Source organism: Micromonospora sp. NPDC051196 (genome assembly GCF_040682415.1).
Lineage (GTDB): Bacteria > Actinomycetota > Actinomycetes > Mycobacteriales > Micromonosporaceae > Micromonospora.
This window is the reverse complement of the sequence record NZ_JBFBAY010000006.1, coordinates 306,028-332,206: the sequence shown is the minus strand read 5'-3', so window position 1 is coordinate 332,206 and position 26,179 is coordinate 306,028. Positions and strand designations below refer to the sequence as shown.

26 protein-coding genes are annotated in these 26,179 nt (G+C 69.9%); 14 read left to right on the top strand and 12 right to left on the bottom strand.

The genetic code is table 11. The features are described 5' to 3' along the window. Window positions 1-78: 78 nt before the first annotated feature. Window positions 79-606, bottom strand: a complete 528-nt coding sequence (locus tag AB0M35_RS15475) for a MarR family transcriptional regulator (RefSeq protein ID WP_363745707.1) — start codon at window positions 604-606, stop codon at window positions 79-81. Window positions 607-703: 97 nt separating this feature from the next. Here AB0M35_RS15475 and AB0M35_RS15470 point away from each other — a divergent pair, with 97 nt between their 5' ends. From AB0M35_RS15470 to AB0M35_RS15440, 7 genes are all read left to right on the top strand, one after another. Then, window positions 704-1,831 (top strand): substrate-binding domain-containing protein, encoded by a 1,128-nt coding sequence (locus AB0M35_RS15470; RefSeq protein WP_363745705.1) that lies wholly within the window; start codon window positions 704-706, stop codon window positions 1,829-1,831. Window positions 1,832-2,327: 496 nt separating this feature from the next. Beyond that, window positions 2,328-3,572, top strand: coding sequence for an urea ABC transporter substrate-binding protein (urtA, locus tag AB0M35_RS15465; RefSeq protein WP_363745703.1), 1,245 nt, complete (start codon window positions 2,328-2,330; stop codon window positions 3,570-3,572). Window positions 3,573-3,644: 72 nt separating this feature from the next. Continuing rightward, a complete protein-coding gene (urtB, locus tag AB0M35_RS15460) occupies window positions 3,645-4,532 on the top strand; it encodes an urea ABC transporter permease subunit UrtB (protein ID WP_363745701.1) in 888 nt (295 codons plus the stop codon). Next, entirely contained in the window at window positions 4,529-5,695 is a 1,167-nt protein-coding gene (gene urtC, locus AB0M35_RS15455; protein WP_363745699.1) for an urea ABC transporter permease subunit UrtC, read from the top strand. Before urtB ends, urtC begins: the two co-directional genes overlap by 4 nt. Further along, on the top strand, window positions 5,692-6,459 hold the full coding sequence (urtD, locus tag AB0M35_RS15450; RefSeq protein WP_363745697.1) for an urea ABC transporter ATP-binding protein UrtD: 768 nt from the start codon (window positions 5,692-5,694) through the stop codon (window positions 6,457-6,459). Before urtC ends, urtD begins: the two co-directional genes overlap by 4 nt. Further along, window positions 6,459-7,151: an urea ABC transporter ATP-binding subunit UrtE gene (gene urtE / locus AB0M35_RS15445; protein WP_363745695.1), complete on the top strand. Its 693-nt coding sequence runs from the start codon at window positions 6,459-6,461 to the stop codon at window positions 7,149-7,151. Before urtD ends, urtE begins: the two co-directional genes overlap by 1 nt. A 199-nt stretch (window positions 7,152-7,350) precedes the next feature. Next, window positions 7,351-9,330: a cellulase family glycosylhydrolase gene (locus tag AB0M35_RS15440; RefSeq protein WP_363745693.1), complete on the top strand. Its 1,980-nt coding sequence runs from the start codon at window positions 7,351-7,353 to the stop codon at window positions 9,328-9,330. A 111-nt stretch (window positions 9,331-9,441) separates the two neighbouring features. On the opposite strand, the gene AB0M35_RS15435 is transcribed toward AB0M35_RS15440, so the two are convergent. The 6 genes from AB0M35_RS15435 to AB0M35_RS15410 form a co-directional block, all read right to left on the bottom strand. Next, on the bottom strand, window positions 9,442-9,942 hold the full coding sequence (locus tag AB0M35_RS15435) for a Rieske (2Fe-2S) protein (RefSeq protein WP_363745691.1): 501 nt from the start codon (window positions 9,940-9,942) through the stop codon (window positions 9,442-9,444). Between the two features lie 26 nt (window positions 9,943-9,968). Beyond that, window positions 9,969-10,481, bottom strand: coding sequence for a DUF6529 family protein (locus AB0M35_RS15430; protein WP_363745721.1), 513 nt, complete (start codon window positions 10,479-10,481; stop codon window positions 9,969-9,971). 116 nt (window positions 10,482-10,597) lie between these two features. Beyond that, window positions 10,598-11,371 carry a hypothetical protein gene (locus tag AB0M35_RS15425; protein WP_363745689.1) on the bottom strand — a complete coding sequence of 258 codons (774 nt, stop codon included), beginning with the start codon at window positions 11,369-11,371 and terminating at the stop codon, window positions 10,598-10,600. 154 nt (window positions 11,372-11,525) lie between these two features. After that, on the bottom strand, window positions 11,526-12,236 hold the full coding sequence (locus AB0M35_RS15420; protein WP_363745687.1) for an STAS domain-containing protein: 711 nt from the start codon (window positions 12,234-12,236) through the stop codon (window positions 11,526-11,528). Window positions 12,237-12,318: 82 nt separating this feature from the next. Continuing rightward, window positions 12,319-12,588 (bottom strand): GlsB/YeaQ/YmgE family stress response membrane protein, encoded by a 270-nt coding sequence (locus tag AB0M35_RS15415; RefSeq protein ID WP_363745685.1) that lies wholly within the window; start codon window positions 12,586-12,588, stop codon window positions 12,319-12,321. Between the two features lie 37 nt (window positions 12,589-12,625). Next, on the bottom strand, window positions 12,626-13,051 hold the full coding sequence (locus AB0M35_RS15410; RefSeq protein WP_363745683.1) for an STAS domain-containing protein: 426 nt from the start codon (window positions 13,049-13,051) through the stop codon (window positions 12,626-12,628). A gap of 153 nt (window positions 13,052-13,204) precedes the next feature. Between AB0M35_RS15410 and AB0M35_RS15405 the strand changes: the two genes are divergently transcribed. The 4 genes from AB0M35_RS15405 (at window position 13,205) to htpG (ending at window position 17,868) form a co-directional block, all read left to right on the top strand. Continuing rightward, window positions 13,205-13,888, top strand: a complete 684-nt coding sequence (locus AB0M35_RS15405) for a response regulator transcription factor (protein ID WP_363745681.1) — start codon at window positions 13,205-13,207, stop codon at window positions 13,886-13,888. After that, window positions 13,885-15,240 (top strand): HAMP domain-containing sensor histidine kinase, encoded by a 1,356-nt coding sequence (locus AB0M35_RS15400; protein WP_363745679.1) that lies wholly within the window; start codon window positions 13,885-13,887, stop codon window positions 15,238-15,240. Before AB0M35_RS15405 ends, AB0M35_RS15400 begins: the two co-directional genes overlap by 4 nt. After that, window positions 15,237-15,815 (top strand): GerMN domain-containing protein, encoded by a 579-nt coding sequence (locus tag AB0M35_RS15395; RefSeq protein WP_363745677.1) that lies wholly within the window; start codon window positions 15,237-15,239, stop codon window positions 15,813-15,815. The genes AB0M35_RS15400 and AB0M35_RS15395 overlap by 4 nt, the downstream gene beginning before the upstream one ends. A 136-nt stretch (window positions 15,816-15,951) precedes the next feature. Beyond that, complete coding sequence (gene htpG, locus AB0M35_RS15390) at window positions 15,952-17,868, top strand: molecular chaperone HtpG (RefSeq protein ID WP_363745675.1); 1,917 nt, start codon at window positions 15,952-15,954, stop codon at window positions 17,866-17,868. A 367-nt stretch (window positions 17,869-18,235) separates the two neighbouring features. Here the strand turns inward: htpG and AB0M35_RS15385 are convergent, their stop codons facing one another. Then, on the bottom strand, window positions 18,236-18,511 hold the full coding sequence (locus AB0M35_RS15385) for a hypothetical protein (protein ID WP_363745673.1): 276 nt from the start codon (window positions 18,509-18,511) through the stop codon (window positions 18,236-18,238). Window positions 18,512-18,524: 13 nt separating this feature from the next. On the opposite strand from AB0M35_RS15385, the gene AB0M35_RS15380 reads away from it, so the two are divergent. After that, window positions 18,525-19,067, top strand: a complete 543-nt coding sequence (locus AB0M35_RS15380) for an RICIN domain-containing protein (RefSeq protein ID WP_363745671.1) — start codon at window positions 18,525-18,527, stop codon at window positions 19,065-19,067. A 101-nt stretch (window positions 19,068-19,168) separates the two neighbouring features. Here the strand turns inward: AB0M35_RS15380 and AB0M35_RS15375 are convergent, their stop codons facing one another. Next, a complete protein-coding gene (locus AB0M35_RS15375; protein ID WP_363745669.1) occupies window positions 19,169-19,789 on the bottom strand; it encodes a hypothetical protein in 621 nt (206 codons plus the stop codon). Window positions 19,790-19,991: 202 nt separating this feature from the next. Here AB0M35_RS15375 and AB0M35_RS15370 point away from each other — a divergent pair, with 202 nt between their 5' ends. Continuing rightward, entirely contained in the window at window positions 19,992-20,792 is an 801-nt protein-coding gene (locus AB0M35_RS15370; RefSeq protein WP_363745668.1) for an SAM-dependent methyltransferase, read from the top strand. Window positions 20,793-20,807: 15 nt separating this feature from the next. Here AB0M35_RS15370 and AB0M35_RS15365 read toward each other — a convergent pair whose 3' ends face one another. The 3 genes from AB0M35_RS15365 to AB0M35_RS15355 form a co-directional block, all read right to left on the bottom strand. Beyond that, complete coding sequence (locus AB0M35_RS15365; protein ID WP_363745719.1) at window positions 20,808-22,016, bottom strand: MFS transporter; 1,209 nt, start codon at window positions 22,014-22,016, stop codon at window positions 20,808-20,810. A 77-nt stretch (window positions 22,017-22,093) separates the two neighbouring features. Further along, window positions 22,094-22,573 (bottom strand): hypothetical protein, encoded by a 480-nt coding sequence (locus AB0M35_RS15360; RefSeq protein ID WP_363745666.1) that lies wholly within the window; start codon window positions 22,571-22,573, stop codon window positions 22,094-22,096. A gap of 203 nt (window positions 22,574-22,776) precedes the next feature. Beyond that, a complete protein-coding gene (locus AB0M35_RS15355; protein WP_363745664.1) occupies window positions 22,777-23,097 on the bottom strand; it encodes a hypothetical protein in 321 nt (106 codons plus the stop codon). A gap of 318 nt (window positions 23,098-23,415) precedes the next feature. Here AB0M35_RS15355 and AB0M35_RS15350 point away from each other — a divergent pair, with 318 nt between their 5' ends. Continuing rightward, on the top strand, window positions 23,416-26,175 hold the full coding sequence (locus AB0M35_RS15350; RefSeq protein WP_363745663.1) for a M14 family metallopeptidase: 2,760 nt from the start codon (window positions 23,416-23,418) through the stop codon (window positions 26,173-26,175). The last annotated feature ends 4 nt before the right edge of the window (window positions 26,176-26,179 follow it).

The following is a 26,179-nucleotide window of genomic DNA, read 5'->3' as shown; positions in this document are numbered from 1 at the left end:
GAAATCACCCGCAGCCTCAAACGCTACATAGCCCGCCAAATCTGGCGCACCCTCGAAGCCAACGCTTGACAAGAACCTTCACAGATCTTGCACTTCCTGCCGGGGCGAAAGCCGCGAATGGTGCATCTCGCCGACCAAAAGTGCAAGATCGGCGCGGACTGGGGGTGGGGTTTGGGGGTGGGGGTGGGGGGTTAGGTGGGAGATCAAGGTGTTGAGGAGGGTGGTCAGGGTGGGGTCGTGTGCGGTGTCCAGGGCGGCCAGGTCGGTGCGGACCAGAGTGGAGAGACGTTCGTGCTCGCGACGGCCTCGGGCGGTCAGGTAGGCCCGGATGCGGCGACGGTCGAGCGGGTCGACCCGACGGAAGACCAGGTTGCGGTCGACGAGCTGATCGACCAGCTTGGTCAGGGTGCCCGGCGGCAGGGACGCCTCGGCGGCCACCTCGCTCATCGGGTGGCCCAGGCCGTCGGCGAGCAGGCAGAGCACTCGCCACGCCTCGATGCTGAGCGCCTCGTCGGCGAGCAGCCCGCCGACCCGGCGCGAGAGCAGCCGCTCGGCGCGGGTGAGCAGGAGCAGCAGGTCGGCTGGGGAGCCGGGCAGTTCTGACATGGCACTCCCGCCTCGCGGTTGCCGCGTCATCGTACCGAGACGTCCCGCTGAATGGGGAGGGCTGGTCACCGGCATCGGTGGCCGCCACCATGTGTTCATGTCCGCGCCGGCACCCGGGTACGGGCGCCCGCAGGCGGGGGAGAGCATCGCCGCCGGGGCGTCCTGGCTCACCGTCGACCGGGGCGTGGTCAGCATCGCGTTGGTGTATCCGATGCGCGGGCCCGCCGGCATGTTCGGCCCGAGCTGCGAGCTGTGCGCCCAGCTCGCGGTCGAGGAGGTCAACGGACGCGGTGGGGTGCTCGGCCGGGAGTTGCGGCTGGTGCCGGTCGACGGCGGGGCGCCGCCGGTCGAGGTGGCCGCCGAGGTCGAGGCGCTGGTGTCGGTCGGTGCGGTGCAGGGTGTCACCGGTTGGCACATCTCCTCGGTGCGTCAGGCGGTGGCACCGCGTATCGCGCACCGGGTGCCGTACGTCTACACCGCGCTGTATGAGGGTGGCGAGCGTACCGAAGGGGTCTTTCTGACCAGCGAGACCCCGGATGCGCAGCTCTGGCCGGCGATGCGGGTGCTCGCCGCGGACCTGGGAGTGCGGCGCTGGTTCGTGGTGGGCAACGACTACGTCTGGCCCCGTCGGACCACGCACGCCGCCTACCGGTACGCGCGGCGCGGCGGTGGTCGGGTGGTCGGGCACCATTTCCTGCCGCTGGAAACCCACGACTACGCCGAAGTGCTGCGCCGCATCGAGCGTAGCGACGCCGATGCGGTGCTGATGCTGCTGGTCGGGGCGGACGCGGTGCGGTTCAACCGGGCGTACGCCCGGTCCGGTCTGGACCAGCGGTGTCTGCGACTGAGCACGCTGATGGACGAGAACATGCTGTTGGCCAGCGGTGCGACCAACACCCGGGGGCTGTTCAGCACGGCCGGTTTCTTCGCCGGCCTGGTCACTCCGGAGAACTTGGACTTCCATGGTCAGTTCGCCCGCCGGTTCGGGATGGAGGCGCCACCGCTGGGCAGTCTCGGTGAGTCCTGTTACGAGGGGGTCATGCTGCTGGCCGCGCTCATCGCCAAGGCCGGCACGCTGGACGTGCGGGCGGTGGAGGCCTCGGCCGATGTGGTGTCGTACGACGGGCCGCGCGGTGAGTTGCAGCTGCGTCGGCGGCACGTACGTCAGCGCATCTACCTCGCCGAGGCCGATGGTCTGGACTTCACCGTCCTCGCCGAACTCTGACCCGGCGAGCGTCAGCGCGGGTGGGTGCACATCGATCCTGGCGTGACCCGACCGTGCCTTGACAGGCCCGGGAAGCGGCCACATAAGATACTTCCTGCGTGAAGTATCCGGTGTCGTGCCGGATACCGCCAACCGCTCGACGGCCGCCGATAATTGCCGTCCAATGCGGTGGACAATCGTATGCCGGTGCCATTGAACCGATTCCTTTCGGTGTGGCGCCGGCTTTTTGCGTGCCCGCCGGGACGAGCGATACGCGGCAGCGGAAACAGTCTATTGAGGATTGGGAAACATCCGCGCAACGAACCGGATCGAAGCTTTCCCTGCCCGATATCCGAATCGGTGCCCGGCCGGCGTCCACCCGCCCCGTCGGGCGTCGCGATGTTCCACCGGACCGCACCGTAAACCGCAGATCAGCAATCAACATCCTCGACCTGGGACCGGCGACCGCTCCCGGGCAACTGACTCCACGCTTCACGTTGCGACGCAGGGAGATTTGATGACACTGTTCCGGGGACGACGCATCCTGGCGGGTGCCATGACCCTGGTCGCCGCGGCCGCGCTGGCCGCGTGCGGCAGCAAGACCACCGACGAGAAGACCTCCGCCGGCGTCACCGCCGATGTTTCCGGCGACACCGTCAAGGTGGGCCTGCTCAACTCCCTGTCCGGCACGATGGCCATCAGCGAGGTGACCGTCCGCGACTCGATCATGCTGGCGATCGAGGAGATCAACACGGCGGGCGGGGTGCTCGGCAAGAAGATCCAACCTGTCGGTGAGGATGGCGCCTCGGACTGGCCGACCTTCGCCGAGAAGGCCGAGAAACTGATCCGCGAGGACCGCGTCGCGGCCGTGTTCGGCTGCTGGACCTCGGCCAGCCGAAAGGCTGTCAAGCCGGTGTTCGAGAAGAACAAGGCGCTGCTGTTCTACCCGGTGCAGTACGAGGGACTGGAGCAGTCGCCGTACATCTTCTACACCGGTGCGACCACCAATCAGCAGATCGTTCCCGGCCTGGACTACCTGAAGGCACAGGGCGCCAAATCGCTCTACCTGGTGGGCTCCGACTACGTGTTCCCGCGTACCGCGAACAAAATCATCAAGGCGTACGCCGAGGCCAATGGAATGACGGTGCTGGGGGAGGACTACGCCCCGCTCGGCTCCACCGAGTTCGGCACGATCACCAACAAGGTCAAGTCCTCCGGAGCGGACGCGGTCTTCAACACCCTCAACGGTGACAGCAACGTCGCCTTCTTCAAGGAGTACAAGTCCGCCGGGTTGACCGCGACCAGCATGCCGGTGGTGTCGGTGTCGATCGCCGAGGAGGAGGTCAAGAGCATCGGCACCCAGTACCTGGAGGGCCAGTTGACCGCCTGGAACTACTACCAGACCACGCCGGGCGCGGCGAACGAGAAGTTCGTCGCCGCGTACAAGGCCAAGTTCGGGGCGGACAAGCCGACCAGCGACCCGATGGAGGCCGCGTACGTCTCGGTCTACCTCTGGAAGGCGATGGTGGAGAAGGCCGGAACCTTCGAGGTGGAGAAGGTCCGGCAAGCCTCCGACGGCATCACCTTCGAGGCACCCGAGGGCCTGGTCACCGTGGACGGGGCGACCCAGCACATCGCCAAGACCGCCCGGGTCGGCAAGGTCGGCCCGGACGGCCTGATCACCGAAGTGTGGAACTCCGGCAAGCCGATCACCCCGGACCCGTACCTCAAGAGCTACCCGTGGGCCGGCGGCCTGAGCTGACCGGCACCTCGGTTCGGGCGGGACCTCGCGGTCCCGCCCGAACTGCCCCACCAGCAGTACGGAGTACCCACCGTGACAGTTCTCATCGGCCAACTTTTCACCGGCGTCAGCATCGGAGCGGTGCTGCTGCTCATCGCCCTCGGCCTGGCCCTCACGTTCGGCCAGATGGGCGTGATCAACATGGCGCACGGCGAGTTCATCATGGCCGGCGCCTACACCACCTACGTCCTGCAACAGGTCATCACGGCGGCCGGCTGGTCGCTGCTGATCGCCCTGCCGGTGGCCTTCGTGGTGGCCGGCGCGATGGGTGTGCTGCTGGAGATGCTGCTGATCCGTCGCCTCTACGCCCGCCCGCTGGACACCCTGCTGGTCACCTGGGGGGTGTCGCTGATCCTGCAACAGTTGGCCCGGGACGTCTTCGGCAGCCCCAACGTGCAGACCCGCGCCCCGGAACTGCTCACCGGCAACATCGCGCTGCCCGGCGGGATCACCGTGGCCAACAACCGACTGTTCATCCTGGCGCTGGCCGGCGGCGCCGTCGTCGCGTTGACGGTTGCCTTGCGGGTCACCCCGCTCGGCCGCCGGATCCGGGCCGTCGTGCAGAACCGTGACCTGGCCGCCGTCTCCGGCATCGCCACCGCCCGGGTCGACCGGATGACCTTCTTCATCGGCTCCGGCCTGGCCGGCGTCGCCGGGGTGGCGCTGACCCTGCTCGGTCCGATCGGCCCCACCATGGGCACCAACCTGATCATCGATGCCTTCCTGGTGGTCGTGGTCGGCGGGATCGGCCAGCTCAAGGGCACCGTGATCGTCGCCTTCGCTCTGGGCGTGCTCCAGGCCACCGGCGAGTACCTGACCACCCTCAGCGTCGCCAAGGTGATGGTCTTCGTCGCCATCGTCGCGTTCCTCCAGTGGCGGCCCCAGGGCATGTTCACCCTGCGAACCCGGAGCCTGGCATGACCACCGTCGCCCGCGATTCCCGTACCGTCGTCGACCCCACGCCGCCACCGGCCAAGCCGGCGGCGGGGCCGTCGCGGCACCGCTTCCGTGCCGCCGCCGGCTTCGCGCTCGGCGCGGCGCTGTTGTTCGCCGTGGCGCCGCTGGTGCTGTCGGACTTCCGGCTCTCCCTGCTGGCCAAGTACCTCTGCGTGGCGATGGTCGCGGTCGGTATCGGCCTGGCCTGGGGACGCGGCGGCATGCTCGCCCTCGGCCAGGGCGTCTTCTTCGGCCTCGGCGGCTACGCGATGGCCATGCACCTCAAGCTCGCCGACGCGGGACCGGGCAACATGCCCGACTTCATGCTGCTGTACGGCCAACTCGACGAGTTGCCGTTGTGGTGGCGGCCGTTCGCCAGCCCGTGGTTCGCGCTGCCCGCCACGGTGCTGCTGCCGATGGCGGTGGCGTTCGTGCTCGGTTCGCTGGTGTTCCGCCGCCGGGTTCGCGGCGCCTACTTCGCCATCCTCAGCCAGGCCCTCGCCGCCGCCATGGTGATCCTGCTGATCGGTCAGCAGGGCACCACCGGCGGCACCAACGGCCTCACCGACATCCAGGGCTTCTTCGGCTACGACCTGGACGACCCGGTCAACCAGCGGATGGTCTACTTCATCATCGCCGGCACCCTGCTGGCGTTGCTGGCACTGGCCCGGCACCTGATGCAGTGCCGTTACGGCGAACTGCTGGTGGCCGTACGCGACGGCGAGGAACGGGTCCGCTTCCTCGGGTACGACCCTGCGACCGTCAAACTCGTCGCGTACGTGGTGGCCGCCGGCATGGCTGGTTTGGCTGGTGCGTTGTTCGTGCCCGCGGTCGGCATCATCTCCCCGGCCATGATCGGGATCGTCCCGTCCATAGAGTTCGTCATCGGGGTGGCCGTCGGTGGGCGGGCCACGCTGCTCGGACCGGTGCTCGGCGCGGTGGCGGTGGCCTGGGCGCGTACCGCCCTGTCGGAACGGTTTCCGGGCACCTGGACGTACCTTCAGGGGTTGCTGTTCGTGGTGGTGGTGGCGTTCCTGCCGGGCGGCCTGGCCTCGCTGATCGGCCTGGCCCGGCGCGGCGACGGCGGGCGATGGCCCGGCCGGCTGCGCCGCCGATCACGCCGCCCGGAAGTGGAGACGTCGTCATGACCGAGCAACTGCACGGGCTCTACGTACGCGACCTGCGGGTCAGCTTCGACGGTTTCACCGCGGTCGACGGGGTGAGTCTCGACGTGGCGCCGGGCGACATCCGGTTCCTGATCGGCCCCAACGGTGCCGGCAAGACCACCCTGGTCGACGCGGTCACCGGGCTGGTCAAGGCCACCGGCTCGGTCCGCTTCGGTGACCGGGAACTGCTCGGCCGTCCGGTGCACCGGATCAGCCGCCTCGGTGTCGGTCGTACCTTCCAGACCTCGACGGTGTTCGAGGAACTGACCGTGTTGCAGAACCTCGACATCGCGGCGGGTGCCCGGCGTGGCTGGGCCACCCTGCTGCGCCGCCGACACGGCATCCCCGACGAGGTGGCCGAGGCCCTGGAGGTGATCGGTCTGGCGGGCCGGGCCGACCAGCTCGCCGGCACTCTCGCCCACGGCCAGAAGCAGTGGTTGGAGATCGGCATGCTGCTCGTGCAGGACGCCCGGCTGCTGCTGCTCGACGAGCCGGTGGCCGGGATGAGCCACGAGGAACGTGACGCCACCGGTGAGCTGCTCGAACAGGTCAGCCGGGACCGGACGGTGGTGGTGATCGAACACGACATGGACTTCCTGCGCCGGTTCGCGCGTACGGTCACCGTGCTGCACGCCGGCCGGGTGCTCAGCGAGGGCACCGTCGCCCAGGTGCAGGCCGACCCCCGGGTGCAGGAGGTCTATCTCGGCCACCCGGTCGACGCCGGCCCGACCCCTCTGGAGGCATGATGTTCAGTCTGCGTGGCGTGCACGCCGGCTACGGACGCAGCCGGGTGCTGCACGGCGTCGACGTCCAGGTGCCCGGCGACGGCGTCGCCACGGTGCTCGGCCACAACGGCGCCGGCAAGTCCACCCTGCTGCGGGTCGCCGCCGGACTGTTGCGGCCCACCGCCGGCCGGGTCGAGTTCGACGGTGAGGACATCACCCGGCTCGCCCCGCACCAGCGGGTCGCCCGGGGCATCGCGTACGTGCCGCAGGGCCAGCAGTGTTTCCCGCACCTGACGGCGGCGGAGAACCTGCGCCTGGTCGCCGACGGACGCCGCGACGGTGCGGCGGCCACCACCGAGGTGCTGGACCTGTTCCCGGCGCTGCGTGCGCTGCTGCGCCGCCGGGCCGGGCTGCTCTCCGGCGGGCAACGCCAACAGCTGGCCATCGCCCGGGCGTTGATCACCCGGCCCCGGCTGCTGATGCTCGACGAACCGACCGAGGGCATCCAACCCTCGGTGGTGGCCGAGATCCAGGACCGGATCGTGGCGCTGATCGCGCAGAGCGGCTTCAGTGTGCTGCTGGTCGAGCAGCATCTGGGGTTCGCGTTGCGAGTGGCCGACCGCTACCACGTGCTGGAGTCCGGCCGGGTCACCTCCGCCGGCGAGGGTGGCGGCGACGCGGAGCACAGCGTCCGAGCGGCCCTCGCCGTGTAGCGGCGCCCGGCTGATCGACTCCGTTTCGCCGGAATGGCGGTATCTGGCTGGCGTTGTCACCGCCATCTCGCCGAAGCGGCGTGCCTCTACTTCCGCTGCTGGCAACGACCGCATAAGGTGTCGATGGAAGCGCTCCCACGGTCTGTCGGGCAGGGCCGTTGTGTCGACGTTCCTCGTCACCCACCACAGAGGAAGTCGCATGTCCGCACGGAGGAAAATTCAGGCCGTCGCCACCGCGGCCGTGGTGCTGCTCGGCCTGGCCGCCGCCGCGCCCGCCGCAACGGCGGCCCCCACGGCCACCGCCGTAACGAACGCCGCCGTCCCGGCCAATGACTGGCTGCGCACCGATGGCAACAAGATCGTCGATGAGGACGGCAACCAGGTCTGGCTCACCGGGGCCAACTGGTTCGGCTTCAACGCCACCGAACGGGTCTTCCACGGCCTGTGGTCGGCCAACATCGAGAACATCACCCGCCAGATGGCCCAGCGTGGCATCAACATCGTCCGGGTGCCCATCTCGACCCAGCTGCTGCTGGAGTGGAAGGCCGGCCAGGCGATCCGGCCGAACGTCAACACGTACGTCAACCCGGAGCTGGAGGGCATGAACAACCTCCAGGTCTTCGACTACTGGCTCCAGCTGTGCGAGAAGTACGGCCTGAAGGTCATGCTCGACGTGCACAGCGCCGAGGCCGACAACTCCGGGCACACCTATCCGGTGTGGTGGAAGGGCACCATCACCTCGGAGCTGTTCTACCAGGGCTGGGAATGGGTCACGACCCGCTACCGCAACAACGACACCATCGTCGCGATGGACATCAAGAACGAGCCGCACGGCACCCCCAACGACCCGCAGCGGGCCAAGTGGGACTCCAGCACCGACCAGGACAACTTCAAGTACGCCTGTGAGACGGCGGGCAAGCGGATCCTGGCCATCAACCCGAACCTGTTGATCCTCTGCGAGGGCATCGAGGTCTACCCGCGTCCCGGCGCCACCTGGAACTCGCCCAACACCAACCCGGACCGCAGCCCCAACTACTTCTACAACTGGTGGGGTGGCAACCTGCGCGGTGTCGCCGAGCACCCGGTCGACCTGGGCGCCCAGCAGGACCAGCTGGTCTACTCGCCGCACGACTACGGGCCGCTGGTGTTCGAGCAGCCCTGGTTCGCCGGTGACTTCGACAAGGAGTCGCTGACCAACGACGTGTGGCGGCCGAACTGGTTCTACATCCACGAGCAGAACATCGCCCCGCTGTTGATCGGGGAGTGGGGCGGGCGGCTGGGTCAGGACGCCCGGCAGGACCGCTGGATGGCCGCGCTGCGCGACCTGATGACCGAGAACGGCATCCACCACACGTTCTGGTGCCTCAACCCCAACTCCGGCGACACCGGCGGGCTGCTGCTCGACGACTGGACCAGCTGGGACGAGACGAAGTACAACCAGATGCTCAAGCCGGCGCTGTGGCAGCACAACGGCAAGTTCGTCGGCCTCGACCACCAGGTGCGCCTCGGCGGCGTCGGTTCCACCACCGGCATCAGCCTCGCCGAGCGCTACGGCGACGGCCCCGACCCGGTGGACACCACCGCGCCGACCGCGCCGGGCCAGCCCACGGCCACCGAGGTGACCGCCACCGCCGCCACGCTGAACTGGGCCGCCGCCACCGACAACGTGGGCGTCACCTCGTACGAGGTGCTGCGGACCACCAGCGGATCCGGTGGGGCCGGCGTGGTCACGGTCTCCGGCACCAGCTACCGCGCCACGAACCTGACCGCCTCGACCAGCTATACCTTCACGGTGCGGGCCCGGGACGCGGCCGGTAACGTCTCGGCGGCCTCGCCCCCGCTGACCCTGACCACACCGGCCGACAACGGCGGTGGAGGTGACCAGGGCTGCGCCGCGACGTACCGGGTGCTCAACTCCTGGCAGGGCGGCTACCAGGCGGAAGTGACCGTACGCAATTCCGGCACCGCGGCGATTGGCGGCTGGACGGTCAGCTGGACGGCCCCCGCCGGCACCACCATCTCGTCACTGTGGAACGGCAGGTTGACCACGTCCGGCACCTCGGTGACCGTGCGCAACGAGCCGTACAACGGGCAACTCGCACCCTCGGCCAGCACCACCTTCGGGCTGACCGGCAGCGGATCGGGCGTGCCGACCGCGCTCACCTGCGTCGCATCCTGACGTAGCGAGCTGAGCGGCCCCTGCCTCGCCCGTCCGGGTGGGGCAGGGGCCGTCCGGAAGCGCTACGCCTCCGGACGGCCCCGCGCGGCCCGGGCCTGGGATGGGCCGCGTTCAGGCCAGCCGGATGGCGTCACCGTCGACGGTGACGTTCGCGGCCGGCAGCGGGGCGCCCGCCGGCCCACTGCGCACCGACCCGTCGGAGATGTCGAAGACGCTGTTGTGGCAGGCACAGGTGATGACGCCGTTGTCGACCGAGGTGACGGTGCAACCCTGGTGGGTGCACTTGGCCGAGAACGCCTTGATGGTTCCCTCGGTGGGTTGGGTGACCACCACGCCGGCCGAGGCGAAGATCGCGCCACCGCCGACCGGGATGTCGGCGAGCGTGGCCAGCGCCGGTGGGGCCGCCTCGTCGTCCGGGGCACCGGACCCGGAGGGGGCAGCGCTGCCGCCGGATGCGGCTGGGGGTGCGCCGCCACCGGGTCCGGCAGGCGGCGGGGCCGCTGCCGGTTCGCCGTACGTCGCGCAGCCGGTCAGTGCGGCGACTCCCGCCGCGCCGGTGCCGGCCAGGAACGCCCGTCGCGACCGGCAACAGCCGGCCTGCTCGTGGTTCATCTGTGCTGCCTGTGCCCTTTCGAAGATCAGAACTGGATGCCGAAGGTGGTGAAGTACCACACCGACGAGGTCAGGAAGATGCCGATCAGGGCGACGAAGACCACCCCGCCGACCACCGGCAGCACCCAGCCGGCGAGACCGCGTTTGGGCAGGGTGAGCATCTTGGTGGCGAACGCACCGAAGAAGAAGCAACCCAGCAGGGAGTGCAGCAGCGTACGCAGGTCGTAGTCGGCGAAGCCGAGCGCGTACAGGCAGTGCACCGCGACCGGTACGGTCAGCAGGAAGGCGATCCGCCCCGACCAGCGGTGTGCGGCGCCGGCCCAGGACGGGGAGAACCCGCCGAGCCGGCCCCACATGGACAACGCGGACAGCAGTTGGACGACGGCGAAGAACGCCGCCGCGGTGCCCAGCCACACCTTCACCGTCAGGGGCGAGGAGAAGCCGGCCACGTTGACCGCGATACCGGTCGGGGTGTGGGTGCGACCGTAGACGCCCAGCGCCACCGCCACGCCCGCCCCGACCACCAGCGGCACCATCATCGAGGGCCGTCGTCGCGATTCGCCCGGGGCGCCGCCGAACTCGCGGATCACCTCGACGGTGGGCTCCGGCGGGCGGCGGGGGATCGTACGGACGTTGCCCTGACGGTGCTGGGACATCACCGCGCCCCGGGGATGACCGGCTCGGCGACGATGGTGACCCCGTTGACCACGGTGCTGTAGAAGGCCGGGTCCAGCGGCGGTGCGGGGATCGGCTTGCCGTTCCAGGTGACGATGCCGATCTGCGTACCGTCGGGCAGCATGATCCAGCCGCCGTCGATGCCGGCCTTGCGGATCTCGTCGGTCGCGCGGTAGATCGCCGGAGCGGTGCCCGAGCCGGACTTGGTGACCGCTTCGTCGCCCTTCTTGTCGTCGGGTCGGGCGGTGAACTTCCAGCGTCGGACGCCGACGATCATCTCGCCGCTGGCGCTGTCACCCCGGATGATGCCGGTCAGCTTCGCGTCCTTGCCGGTCAGTTCGATCTTTCCGTCGCGTACCGTCCCGGACAGCCACAGCTCCATGCTCCGGCCGTCGCAGACGTACGCCTCGGCCTTGCCGCCCTTCACGGTGATGGCGATCGTGGCGCCGTTCTCCAGCTGGCCGATCCAGTTCTGCTCGACCGAGGAGACCTCGGTGCCGTCCGGCGACTCCTCCGTCGCGTCGGGCGGGGAGACCTCGGCCGGGCGGGTGCTCTCCGGGTCGGATTGCTCCTCGTCCACCGAGGCCTCGACGTCGACGTCCGTCTCGTCCTGCGGCGGCGCGGCGACAGCCGGTGGAGCGTTGTCGCCGGCCGGTTGGGTGCGCGGCGGGGATGCCTGCGCACTCATCGTGAACAGCACGGCAGCCGTCACCGCCCCCGACAGGAGGGTGAGCAACGGGGTCAGGCGCTTCATGGGCCACTCCCTTCGCCAACAGGTACGGCAACGGAAGTGGATCGGTTCAACACCGGCCCGGAAACCTTTCCACCGGCGACTCTGCGCCCCGGGAGGATGGGCAGCACAGCACCTGAGTCGGTGCGGCCGGCGGCCGCGCCCGACCGGTGGCGGCTCAGACGGTGATGCGGGTGACCGGGCGGCGGCCCGCCGATTTGTTCCTGGGTGCGGCCGTTCTCGGCCGACCGGCCTCGGCCGGGGTCACGTCGACCTGCACGGCGTCGCCTGCGGCGGGATCCTGGGCGCGTAGCTGGGTGAGGGCCTCGTCGAGGCTGGCGAAGATCGGGAAGACCCCGTCGAGTTTCATGGTGTGCAGCACCGTACGGATGAAACGCGACGGCGCGGCCAGGCAGAGCCGCTCGCCGCGGTCGCGTACCTCCCGGTGGGCGCGGACCAGCAGACCCAGCCCGACCGAGTCGATGACCTGGACCCGTACCAGATCCACCACGACCGTTCCGGCCAGGCTGACGGCCCCGCGCAGCGCGGCACGCAGCGCCTCACCGGCCTCCGCGCCGAGATCACCGTCGCTGGTCAGCACCGTCACCTCGTGGCTCTGCCCGCCGGCGCCGGCCCCACCCGCACCGGCCCCACCCGCACCGGGCCCGCCGGTACCGGGCCCACCGCCCGGAGTGGTGCCCGGTGGCAGGGCGCTGCACCGTGGGCAGCGGTGCGGACCGGTGGCGAACGGGGATCCGCTCCAGCCGTGGTCGGAGACCAGCGTCCAGACGACCTCGGCGTCGGGCAGCACACAGGCGGTGCCGGTGGTGGTCTCGCCGCACACATCGCAGATCAGGGTCATCAGGTTGTCGTCCGGTACGACGGTCATCCTGCTTCCTCTCCGGTACTGGCGGCGTGGGGGCGGGACAGGGAATCGGACGTCCGGCCGCTGGGCCGTCGCCATGCAGACCTCAGCGGGAGTCTGAGTGTTCCTTGCTGGCGGTGGCGATCACGATCACCACGCCGACCGTGGCCAGACCGGCTTGGACGACCAGGCCGAGCAGGTTGAGCCCACGGGCTCCGACGAGCCAGGCGCTGATGGCGCCGAGCAGCGCGGCGGCGGCGCCGATGGTCATGGTGAGCCACAGTGGGACATTCGAACGGCCGGGAACGACGAGCCGGCCGATTACGCCGACGGCGAGGCCGACGGCGAGGGCCGCGGCGATCCCGGCGATGGTCATGCTGCTCCTCGTCCTGGCAGTTGCGGCGGCTGCCGGGTCAGGTCCGCACGGGGACGGCCGCCCGGCCGTACGCCGTCGGATGACCGGTGGCACCCACGGCCGCATCGGTGGATGCAGCCCCAGGGTCGGTGGTCACGGCGGAAACTGCCCCGCCGTCGGTGTGCACCGGCAGGATCTGGTCCAGTCGGGCGGTCTGCAGAATACGGGCGATGCGCGGGTTGGGATTGCGTACCGACAGCACTCCGCCGGTGCGGACCATCCGGCGGTGCACGTCGAGCAGCAGCCCGATGCCCGCCGCGTCGATGTGCCGACAGCCGGAAAGATCGATCATGACCTGTTTCGGGTGCAGGGTGAGTAGCCGGTCGAACACCGCTCCGGTCTCCGGCAGGCAGGCCAGGTCGAACTCGGTGATGGCCACCTCCACCAGCGGCACGGTGCACTCGGGGCGTCGTGGCGCGGTCACGTCGCTGCCCCCTCTCCTGCAGTCCCCAGGTGGCTCTCACCCTGCCCAGCGGGGTTGGCAGGCACTGCGCGGACGTATGACAGTTGCGTGACAAAACACCCTGAAGGCAGTGGTGGTTGGCCGGTCGGCGAGCGCTTGGGGATGATTCCGGGTATGACAGCGGTACTGGTGATCGAGGACGACGACCGCATCCGGTTGGCGCTGCTGCTCGCCCTGGAGGACGAGGGCTACGAGGCGCAGGGTGCGGCCACCGCCGAGGAAGGGCTGCGGGCACAGCGCCGGGCCCCGGCCGACTACGTCCTGGTCGACCTGATGCTGCCCGGGATCGACGGCTTCGAGTGCATCCGTCAGCTGCGGCGCGACGACGACGTGCCGATCGTGGTGGTCAGTGCTCGCGACGACACCCACGACATCGTCGCCGCGCTTGAGGCCGGTGCCGACGACTACGTGGTCAAGCCGGTGGCGATCAAGGAGCTGACGGCCCGGCTCAGGGCACTGCGGCGGCGGGCCCGCACGGTGGCACCGGCAGAGGAAGCGGTGCCGGTGCTCGTCTTCGGGGAGTTGGAGGTCAGCCCCGAGGCCGGGGAGGTACGCCGAGCGGGTGAGTCGGTGGCGGTCACCCGTACCGAGTTCCGACTGCTCTGCGAGCTGGCCGAACACGCCGGGCGGGTGCTCTCCCGGCAGCAGTTGCTCAGCCGCGTCTGGGGATACGACAGTGGCGACGAGCGGCTGGTCGACGTGCACGTCGGCCGGTTGCGCCAGAAGATCGAAGCCGATCCGGCCAACCCGAAACACCTCGTCACCTTGCGTGGGCTCGGCTACAAGCTCCAGCGATGAGACGCCTCGGACTGCGCGCCCGGGTCACCGCGGCCTTCGCCATCGGTGCCCTGCTGCTGTCGGCCTCGATGGCCCTGGTGTCCTACGAGCTGACCCGCCGCACGCTGCTCGACGAGCGGGAACGCACGGTGCTGCGGGCGGCCTACTACGACGCGGCGGTGGTCCGCGCCGGGCTCGACACCGACAATCCGGACGCCGGGGAGGCCCTGCGGACGCTGGACACCGGCACCAGCCGGCGGGCGGTGCTGCACCTCAACGGCGACTGGTACGGCCGCGCCGCCGACAACGGCCTGACCGCCGCGATTCCGGTACGGCTGCGCGAACTGGTCAGCGCGGGGGAGCCGGCGGTGCAGCGGATCCGCGTCGACGACCAGCCGGTCCTGCTGGTCGGTGTGCCGCTGTCCGACTCGGCGTCGTTCTACGAGATCGCCTCACTGCGCGAGCTGGAGCAGACCTTCCAGGTGCTGGCGTTGGCGTTGACCGCGGTCGCGATCATGGTGGCCGGTTCGGGTGCGGCGCTCGGCTGGTACGCCACCCGGCACGGGCTGCGTCCGCTCACCGCCGTCGCGGACGCCGCCGAGCGCATCGCGGCCGGCGACTTCACCACCCGGCTGGCACCCGACACCGATCCGGACCTGACCCGGCTGTCGACCTCCTTCAACCGGATGGTCGACGAACTGGCCCAGCGCATCGACCGGGACCGACGCTTCGCCGCCGATGTCAGCCACGAACTGCGCTCACCGCTGCAGACGCTCGCCGCCGCGGCGAGCGTGTTGTCCCGGCGCCGGGACAACCAGGACGAGCGGACCGCCACCGCCGCTCGGCTGGTGGCCGACGAGATCGAGCGTTTCCAGCAACTGGTCAACGACCTGCTGGATCTGGCCCGCAGTGACCAGTCGGTGCACCGGGAACCGGTCGACGTGGCCGAACTCGCCCGGCAGGCCTGCCGGGATCGGGAGCTGCCGGAGGAGATGGTGCAGCTGGCCGGGGAGACGCCCGCGACGTGGCGGGTCGACCAGCGCCGGGTGGCGCAGGTGTTGGCCAACCTGCTCGACAACGCGGAACGCTACGGCGCCGGTCCGGTCGCGGTACGCCTGTCCCGTGCGGGCGACACCGGCGTCATCGAGGTGGACGACGAGGGGCCGGGAGTGCCGGTGGAGGACCGAGAAGCGATCTTCGACCGGTTCGTGCGTGGGCGTGCGGCCAACTATCGCGGCGGCGGTGACGGGACCGGCCTCGGGCTCGCACTGGTCGCCCAGCACGCCGCCGCACACGGTGGTGGAGCCTCGGTCAGCGACCGACCGGAGGGCGGCGCCCGGTTCCGCATCACCCTGCCCGGGAGCGTGTCATGATCGGCACCCGTGCCGTCCACGTCGCCGTGGCGGCCATCCTGCTCGCCCTGGTCGCCGCGTGCGGGGTGCCCGGCGAGGACAGACCCCGCGCGGTGACCCCACCGCCCGGCCCGTTCCCGCCCAGCGCGACCGCCGCGCCGACCACGGCCGAGACCGGCGCCGTGACCGAGGTGCTCTACTTCTCCCGCGACGACCGGCTGGTGCCGGTGATCCGTCGGATCGACGAGGTGCCCACGGCCGAACTGCAGTTGCGGGACCTGCTTGCCGGGCCGACCCACGCCGAGCGCGACGACGGCCTGACCAACGCCCTGACCGGCGCGCTGAGCAACGCCGAGGTCGAACTCGTCGACGGGCAGGCGCGGGTCACGGTCACGCCGACCGTCGCCGACACCGGTCGCACCGACGAGATGCTCGCCTACGGGCAGATCGTCTGTACGCTCACCGCCCGCGCCGACGTCGACGCGGTGGTCTTCCTGCGTGACGGTGCGCCGTTGAGCGTCCCCCGGGGGGACCACTCGCTGTCGCCGGATCCGCTCACCGCGGCCGACTACGCGGTCCTGATCAGCCTCCGATGAGCCTCGATGGCGAGCGTGGCCTGCTGCGATCGAAGTTGCGCCGCAGCGGGGTGGGCCGGCGACGCACGCGGACAGCGACGACTCGTATCCTTTCCGCGAGTCGTCGTGGGCTGACGAGCAGAGAAAGGGACAAGGTGTGAACGACCAGGCCGAGACGTTGGAGTTCCAGGCCGAGGCCCGTCAGCTGCTACAGCTGATGGTCCACTCGATCTACTCGAACAAGGACGTTTTCCTCCGCGAACTGATCTCGAACGCCTCCGACGCGTTGGACAAACTGCGGCTGGCGGCGCTGCGCGACAAGGACCTCGCCGTCGACACCGATGACCTGCACATCACCATCGAGGTCGACCGGGACGCCCGTACCCTCACCGTGCGGGACAACGGCATCGGAATGACCCGCGACGAGGTCGTCTCCGTCATCGGTACGATCGCCAAGTCCGGCACCGCCGAGCTGTTGCGCCAACTGCGCGAGGCCCAGGACGCGGGAGCCTCCCAGGAGCTGATCGGGCAGTTCGGGGTCGGCTTCTACGCGGCGTTCATGGTCGCCGACTCCGTCGAGTTGACCACGCGCCGGGCCGGCGAGAGCGGTGGCACCCGGTGGGAGTCCAACGGCGAGGGCACCTACACCATCGCCGCGCTCGACAGCGCGCCGCAGGGCACGGCGGTGACGCTGCACCTCAAGCCGGCCGACACCGAGGACAACCTGCACGACTACACCGCCGAGTGGACGATCCGCGAGATCGTCAAGCGGTACTCCGACTTCATCGCCCACCCGATCCGGATGACCGTCGAGCGTCCCGGCAGCGACGGCGCCGAAGCCACCACCGAGACGGTGACGCTCAACTCGATGAAGGCGTTGTGGGCGCGTCCGCGTGGCGAGGTCGAGCCGGCCGAGTACCACGAGTTCTACAAGCACATCGGCCACGACTGGGCCGACCCGCTGGAAACCATCCACATGCGTGGTGAGGGCACCTTCGAGTACGAGGCGCTGCTGTTCATCCCGTCGCACGCGCCGATCGACCTGTTCTCCCCACAGGGCCGTCGGGGCGTGCAGTTGTACGTCAAGCGCGTGTTCATCATGGACGACTGCGACGCGCTGATGCCCAACTACCTGCGCTTCGTCAAGGGTGTGGTGGACGCCCACGACCTGTCGCTGAACATCTCCCGGGAGATCCTGCAACAGGACCGGCAGATCCGGGCGGTGCGTCGCCGGCTGGTCAAGAAGGTGCTCGCCACCGTCAAGGACCTCAAGACCGAGCACCCCGAGCGGTACCGCACCTTCTGGACCGAGTTCGGCGCGGCGGTCAAGGAAGGCCTGATCGACGACACCGACAACCGGGACACCCTGCTGGAGGTCCTGTCGGTGGCCTCCACCCACGACCCGGCGGAGCTCACCGACCTGGCCGGCTACGTCGGCCGGATGAAGGACGGCCAGATCGACATCTACTACGCCACCGGCGAGAACCGCGCCACCATCGAGAACTCTCCGCACATGGAGGCGTTCCGGGCCAAGGGTTACGAGGTGCTGCTGCTCACCGACCCGGTCGACGAGGTCTGGGTGGAGCGGGTCGGCAGCTACGACGGCAGGACGCTGCGCTCGATCGCCAAGGGCGAGGTGGACCTGGACACCGAACAGGAGCGCACCGAGGCCGAGGCGGAGCGGGAGCGCCAGCGCACCGAGTACGCCGACCTGCTCACCTGGATGGGCGGCGTGCTGGCCGACTCGGTCCGGGAGGTACGCCTGTCGTCGCGGTTGACCACCTCGCCGGCCTGCGTGGTCGGTGACGCCCACGACCTGACTCCGACGCTGGAGAAGATGTACCGGGCGATGGGTCAGGAGTTGCCGAAGGTCAAGCGGATCCTGGAGATCAACCCGGGTCACCCGCTGGTGACCGGGCTGCGCAAGGCGTACGAGCAGGATGGTGCCAACGACTCCCTGGCGGAGACCGCCGAGCTGCTGTACGGCACGGCGTTGCTCGCCGAGGGCGGTGACCTGGCAGACCCGTCGCGGTTCGCCCGGATCCTCGCCGACCGCCTCGCCCGCACCCTGTAGCCGCTGGGTTGCTCGCAGACTGAGCGTCCGATTCGGGGTCGGGTGGCCACGGTGTGGCGGTACACCCACCCGACCCCCGAACCGGATGGCCCTGCGAGCGGTGATGGACCGCCGGCCTCGACTCGATCCTGCCTGTGGCACCACACCCACTGTGAACTACGCGTAAGTCGACTGTCCACTATGGAACTTATATCTGCTTCACCCGTCGATTTCTAGCCGACCGGCGAACAGGCCGTCACCGATCAGCGTCCACATTGGATTTACGAACGGACCGGGATGCTCCGACGGGCGCGATTTTGCCATCCGCTTGCCCGTTGTCGGCGCCATTGGCACACACGTACGGTTACGACGCCAGCCACTCGGGTGACTAGTCAGACGAAGTCAGCAGGGCTGGTGGAACCGAAATCCAGACCATGCAGTAACGAAAGTTGGACGACATGAGGCGTTTTGTGGCGGTATTGGCGGTCTTCGCGATTGCCGCAACGGGATGTGGGCAGGACGAAACGTCCAGCTCGCCGGCGTCCACGCCGACCGCATCGACGAGTTCGGCATCCCCCGCCGCAGCATCCCCCGCCGCAGCATCCCCCGCCGCGGCATCCCCCACCGCGGCCTCGTCCGCGGCGGCTGCGATCGACACGTCCATCAACGAGGAGCCGGTGGACGGTTCAGACCCCGCTGCCGTGAAGACGGTCGACGTCAAGGCGCAGCCGGCGGCGCAGATCCCAGCCGCTGCCTCGGGGTACTACAAGCTCAAGACGGTGTTCCGCGGCGAGGACGAGTGTCTGGAGGGCAACCGGATCGACGGCAACTCGACCCTCGCCGGCGCCGCGTTCCAGGACACCTGTCAGGACGTGACCGGGCAGGCGTGGAGTTTCACCAAGCGCCCCGACGGCTACTACACGCTGCGGACGAAGTTCCTCGGCGAGGAGAAGTGTCTGGAAGGCAACCAGCGCGCCGGGAAGGTCCTCGGCGGCGCCGCCTTCCTCGACACCTGCCAGGAGGTCACCGGCCAGCAGTGGAAGCTGGTCAAGGCCGGTGACAACCTCTTCCGGCTGCAGACGAAGTTCCGGGAGAAGGAAGGCGAATGCCTGGAAGGCAACCGGTTCGCGCCGGAGTCCGTCCTGAAGGGCGCGTCGTTCATGGACAAGTGCCAGAACGTCACCGGCCAACTCTGGTACGTCACCGCCATCCCCGCCTGACAGGCTTGCATCGGCCGGAGGAGCCCGGACTGCGGTCCGGGCTCCTCCGCGCTGTGCTGCCCGCCGGCACCGCACGGTCGAGGCCACGCAAGCTGGGCAATTCAGGTGGGCGCGATCCGTCGGGCCTCGGCCGAGACCTCCGCGGGGTACGGCGGGTCGGCGTCGAGGATGCGGTGGGCGATGCCGGTCCGGAGCGCGGCCACCGCGATGCCGCCCGTGCCGTCCGCGACGACGTGGCCGGGGTCGACCTCGGCGAGGGCCGCCAACGCGATCGCGTAGATCTCCCGCAGGGCATCCTGGGGTGGGGCTTGCAGCGCCATCGTCAGCGCGCCGGAGGAGATCCGGCTGCGCAGGCGGGTGTCCCACAAGTGGGCGAAGGATGCGATGTCGGCGACGAGGACGAGGTCACCGAGTTGTCGAGCCTCGGCGGTGACGGCGGCCAGCCAACGCCAGGGCCGATCGATGCCGAGGTCGCCGGTCTGGTGGATCAGGCGGACGTTGCGCATCAGTTGATCGAGATCGGTGACGCCGCCACCGGCTTGGACCACCGCCGTACCGGCCGTGCACATCCGGTCGTCGTCGCCGAGGCTGGCGAGGAAGGCGTGGACCACCTGCCGCGCGGCCGCCAGGTCGCCCGGTGCCAGGGTGGGTGGTGGTGGCGGATATGGCAGTTCTGCCGGTGGCTGCTGCGGCAACTGCTTGCGCCGTCTGAAGATGCCCATGTGACCACTCCGTTTCATCTCCGGCCTGCCGCCCATTCGTGGTGGGAACGGACACCGGTCCAGGAAGTCTGACGGCGGGTGTCCGCCTGGACACCCACCGTTCTGTCGATTGTCAGTGGATCATCGGGTGCTCCGCAGTCGATCTCCTGGTGCTACCGTCCCAGATGGACGAAGCCGTGCCACCGCACATCGGAGAGCCCAGGTGACCGACGTATCCCCGCTCAGCGCAGCCATTCAGAGTGACATACCCCACTCCGCTCGACTGTGGAACTACCTGCTCGGCGGCAAGGACAACTTCGCGGCCGATCGGGAGGCCGCCGAGCAGGTGCTGGCCTTCATGCCGGAGCTGGTGCAGTCGGCCCGGTTCAACCGCGAGTTCCTCGGCCGGGCGGTGCGACACCTCGTCGCGGAGGCGGGCGTACGCCAGTTCCTCGACATCGGCACCGGCCTGCCCACCGCGAACAACACCCACGAGGTTGCTCAGTCGATCGCTCCGGACGCGCGGATCGTCTACGTCGACAACGACCCGATGGTGCTGGTGCACGCGCGTGCCCTGCTCACCAGCGACCCGCAGGGCGCGACCGACTACATCGACGCCGACGTGCGCCAGCCCGACCACATCCTCACCGAGGCCCGGCGTACCCTGGACTTCACCCAGCCGGTGGCGATCATGCTGCTCGGCATCCTGAACTTCGTGGTCGACGACGCCGAGGCCACCCGGATCGTGCGACGTCTGGTCAAGGCGTTGCCCGTCGGCGGGTACCTGGTCATCTCCCACCCCACCCGCGAGGTCAACCCTGAGGCGGTGGACCGGGCGATGGACTCGTGGCGGGCCGGCGGCGGTGCGGCGATGGCTGTGCGTACCCCGGCGGAGATCGCCGCTTTCGTCGACGGTCTGGAGATCCTCGAACCCGGCCTGGTCACCTGCTCCCAGTGGCGGCCGGACGGTAACGACACCACGCCCGTCTCCGAGTACGCGGTGGTCGCCCGCAAGACCAGCTGAAGTCGGTCGTACGGCTCAGGTTCCGGTCGGTGCCGGCTGCGGTGACCGCGTGCTGTCCCGACCGGATCGGGGTCGGTCGGGCCGGGAGAGCCGACCGGTGGCCACGGCGGCGGTCAGGCAGACGGCGGCGGCGAGGACGAGCGGCGGCCGGGCACCCAGCAGTACGGCGGCGGCACCGAGCGGCGTGGCCAACGCGATCGGCCCGAACATGATCGTGTTGGCGGTCGCGGAGGCGCGGCCCAGCAGGTCGTCGGGGCTGTGCGTCTGTACGGCGGTGACGGCCGCGACGAGCGTCCAGGGTAGACCCACACCGGCCACCACCGAGGCGGTGAGCACCGCCGGCCACCACGGTACGCAGCGGCCCAGGCAGCTCGTCGCGAACAGGGCCGCGCCGACGACGGCCACGGTGGTCGGGCTGAACCGGGTGATCAGCCGGCCGACGACCAGCCCGCCGGCGACCGAGCCGGCGCCCTGCGCGCTGAGCAGCACGCCGAGGAAGGTCGCCGGTAGGCCCAGTTCGGCGGTGACGATCTCGTACCCGGCGGCGGTGGTGAAGGCCTGCATACCGATCGCGGTCGCGGCGAGGCTCACCGGACGTCGGATCGACGCCGAGCCGAACAGGACGGCGAGACCGGCGCGGGCGGCACCACGTCGCCTCGCGCTGACCGACTCGGTCGGGGCCAGGCGTAACGCCGCGTACCCGATGGCCACCAGCAGTGGCAGGACGGCGGCGAGCAGCGCGACGAGGTGTCCGCCCCGCCAGGCGTACAGGCCGGCCCCGGCCAGCGGGGCGACGAGTTTGACCCCTTCCTGGGCGCTGGACCGCCACCCGTTGACGTGCCCGAGTTCGGCGGGGGAGAGTGCGGCCGGCAGGATGGCGCTTTCGCCGGCGTCGACGACGACGTACGCGACGCCGTACACCGCGCAGACGGTGAACAGCAGCCACAGCTGTGCGGGACCGTGCACCGCCAACAGGGTGGGCAGCACGGCGGCCAGGGTCAGGTTCGCCGCGACCAGCAGCCCTCGGCGGGGCAGCTGGTCGACCAGGGCGCCCAGCCACGGTCCGGCGAGCGTGGGGGCGTACACGCAGAGCCCGGCGAGCGCGGCGAGCCCGCTGGATCCGGTCAGGTCGAGTATCCAGATGCCAGCGACCAGAGCCATCGCGCTGCCGCCGAAGCCGGACAACACGGAGATGGTCACGAACAGGGCCGCGTTGCGCCGCACCACGCCTCCAGGATTGAGTCGGCCTGACTCACAGCCTCGATCCTGAGTCGAATAGAGGCAAGACTGGTTCGGCTCTGTCAATGAAGCATTGACAGAGCGGCGTGCAGTTCGGTGGTGATGATGCGGACCGGTCCGGGCAGGCCGTGGCCGGCGGCGGTGAGGTCGGCGGCGACATGCCGGGCCAGATCGTGGAGAGCGCCGGGTTCGGCGTCCAAGGTGAGCAGGACGGTGCGCCGGGTCAGGTTGGCGCCGGGAAACCTGCCGTCCCACCGGCGGTCCGCCTCGATCCAGCGGTGCAGCCCGGTGAGCGTGGCGCGCAACCCGGCGACCTCGCCCGGCCAGCGCCGGTCGGCCGCCGCGCGGCGGGCCCGGCGGCCGGCGGCCAGCCGCTGACGCCGCTGCTCGGCCGCCTGGCGGCTGCTCAGACCGAGCGCCCCGGCTACCTGGTGCCAGGTTGCTCCGGCCTGCCGGGCCTGGTCGATGAGATCCAGTTCCGCCTCGTCCAGGCGGTCGCGGGCCGCCGGTATCCCGGCGAGGTGGTCAAGCGGGTCGGGCACCCGTCAACGCTACATTGACAAGCACCGGATCCCCGCGCCACCGCGACAGGGCATGCCCTGTTCCCGGCGCCGCGACAACCAGCCGATGTCCGCGGCGCCGTCCCGTGCGCGGCGCTGTCGCGGTCAGGCGCCGCCCTCCGTCAGCGGCGCTGTCTGCGGTGGGGCGCCGCCCCCGTGAGCGGCGCGTCCGGGGTCGAGGAGGTTCAGGCGGCGGCGGAGTCGCCGCGTGACTGCTCGCCCTGCCAGCCCGGCAGGGTGAACGGTGTGGGGTAGGTGGTCTGCCGCTCGGCTGTCCGGTTCTGCTGCGCCGAGCCGCCCTGTGCCAGTTCGAACGCCCGCTGGGCCTGCTCCCAGGGCCCGCAGGGCCAGTCCTGTCCGGCGCAGAGCAGGTGAGCGCAGCCGCCGTCCTCCGAAGGAGCGTGTGCTTCGGCGACGTCCAGGGCGAGCCGCCATAGCAGTGGATCGGTCACCTGCTCCGGGCGTTCATAGGTGTGGCTGGGCCGATTGCCGGCATTGTCGGACACGGGTGGTCCCCCCTTGCACTCAAGCTTCCTTGCTCTTGCCTCTCCAGTCTGCACGCAGGTCAAACACTTGACCCTGGACGGTTGGCCGAGGTGGGGGTGATCACCCGCCCATACTTCGGGACGATTGACAGATGACCTTCAGGGAGTGAAAGTTGTCCGCAACCTGATCACTCCTAACGGTCCGGTGTGTGACGCTGCGTAGTCGGTGATGCGGGTAGCGTCTACATCGGATGCCTCGTCGCGCTGCCCGCACAAGTCAAGCGCGGCCGAGGCGCATGCCTAACCCCCACCGCACACCGAGAAGGGGCTACGAGCCTCATGTCCGAATTCCGTACCAGTGCCCGGTGGCGACGCCGGGTACCCCTGTCCGCCGCGCTGGCAGCCGGCACCGCGGTGCTGCTGCTGGTCAGCCCGGCGGCCGCTGTCGTGCCGCAGGCCGCCTCCGCGCCGGTCACCGAGATTCCTGAGGACCTCGGTCGGCTGGCCGACGAGCAGGTCAACGTGGTCGAGGTGCTGCTGGCCGACAACGACGAGTTGGATGCGCTGGTGGCCACCGGCGTCGACCTCGACCACCACGTCCACCAGAGCGACGACGGCATCGTCGTCCACGCGGTGGTGACCGGTAACGAGGTCGCCACCCTGACCGCCGCCGGATTCACCTTCGGCGAGGTGCTGCACACCCCGGCCGACTCCGCAGCGCGGATCGCCGAGCGGGAGGCGACCATCGCCGCCCACCTGGCCGACAACCAGGAGTTCATGGATGGTGGCGCGGGGATGGCGGCCCGGTCCGCCGCCTCCGACGTCAAGATCATCCGGGCGGACTACTTCACCAACGGCACCAACGAGGTGCTGTCGGTGGAGGCGAAGTGGGCGGGCGGCCAGGACGCCAACACCGCCCTCACCGTCCAGCGGGACAGTGGGCCGGGCACCGAGATGGGCTCCGGCGGTACGCAGAACATCAGCCGTTTCGTCGACGCCGGGGTCTACATGTACCACCGGGGCGCGTCGAACGTGACCAGCCGGCCGGAGTACGTGCAGATCACCAGCCCGACCGGTGACGTCGCGGTGGCCAAGGTCAAGGAGTGGCTGCCGATCTCCGGTGACTCCCCCGAGGGCCCGGGCTACCAGAAGGACTTCGTCAACAGCTACCTGACTCCCACGGAGCTGTACGACCGGATCCACACCCTGGCCGCGCAGTACCCGACCATCTCCGAGATCGTCGAGCTGCCGCACAAGACCAACGGCTACCGGCGCAAGGCGCAGGCCGTGCTCGGTAGCGGCAACGCCAACCGGGTCGGCATCGACTCGCTGGCCTGGGGCCACGAGGGCGGCAACGACATCTCGGTCGAACTGGTCAACCCCGGCACCGCCGACTCGGCGCTGACGGTGGCCGTCACCGGCAACGACGTGCGGGTCAGCCTGGCCACCGACGCCTCCGGCGCGGTCACCAGCACCGCCGCGCAGGTAGCCGCCGCGCTCAACGCGGAGGCGGGCACCCTGCTGAAGGCGTACACCTATCGGGGTAACGAGGGCGCCGGTGTGGTCGCGCCGGCCGCGCCGACCAGGCTGTCGGACGGCCTCTCCGCGCCGGAGTCGGTCTCCCGCGAGCCGCACTCCGTCTACGCCATCCGGATCGGCAAGCACCGCGACGGCTCCAAGCTCGGCGTCCTGGCCTACGCCCAGGAACACGCCCGTGAGTGGGTCCCGCCGCTGGTCACCATCGAGACCGCCGAGCGGCTGCTGCGCAACTACGAGCAGGACGCGAACACCCGCGAGCTGGTCGACAACCTGGACATCTGGATCGCTCCGTCGGTCAACCCGGACGGTGGTCACTTCTCGTTCTACGACTTCGCCTCGCAGCGTAAGAGCATGACCAACCACTGCACGCCGGAGACGAACGGGGACTTCCTCGGTCGTACCTCCTGGGGTGTGGACAACAACCGCAACTACACCGAGTACAGCCTCTTCGACGGCTACTCGGGTGCCTCGCACTCCTGCACCAGCGGCTCGTACGCCGGGCCCAGCGAGCTGTCCGAGCCGGAGAACAAGAACGTCGACTGGTTGGCCTCCCGGCCGAACATCAAGTTCTCGATGAACCTGCACTCCTCCGGCAACTACTTCATGTGGTCGCCGGGCTCGTACGCGACCCCGGGCCGGATCTCGGCGCCGCGGCCGACGCTGGCCGAGGAGTCGCTGTTCTGGGGCGCCTCGTCGCGGATCCTCACCGCCATCAAGCGGCACCGCAACCTGGCCGTCACCCCGGCGCGGACCGGTCCGATCGCCGACGTGCTCTACTCGGCGGCCGGCAACTCCGGTGACATGCTCTGGTACAAGTACGGCATCTACGCCTGGAACTTCGAGGTCGGCACCACCTTCCAGCCGCAGTGGGCCTCGGCCAAGGAAGAGGCCATGGAGTTCTCCAACGGCCTGGTCGAGATGCTGCGGGTGGCCCGTGACTACGACACCGACACGGCGGCCCCGACCAGCACGGTCAACATCGCACCGAGCGCCACGCCGGGCATGGTCGACGTCACCTTCGACACCAGCGAGCCGGCGGCGGTCTTCTACACCGTCGACGGCAGCCGGCCCACGTTCGAGTCGACCCTCTACGGCTCGGGCGGCGTCCGTGAGGGCGGGGAGACCCTGACCCTGCCGAACGGCACCACCCTGAACTGGTTCTCGGTCGACTCGAAGGGCAACGTCGAGAACGGCTACGTGCCCGACGGCACCGGCACCAACCACAACACGACGAAGGCCTGGGACCCGGAGGCGCTGCGGGTGACGGTGACCACCCAGGTGCGGTGCGTGGCCGGCAAGGCGTACGTCGCGGTGCAGGCGCACAACCAGAACGACGCGGCCGTCAGCATCTCCCTGGAGAGCAGCTACGGCACCAAGGCCGCCGTCAACGTCGCGCCGGGCGCGAGCACCTTCCAGCAGTTCAACACCCGGTCCGGCACGGTCTCGGAGGGCTCCGCCTCGGCGCACGCCACCGGTGCCCTCGGCGGCGAGACGGTGACCACCACGGTCACCAAGGAGTACGCGGCCGTCAACTGCGCCGACCCGCGGCCCGCCCAGTAACTGA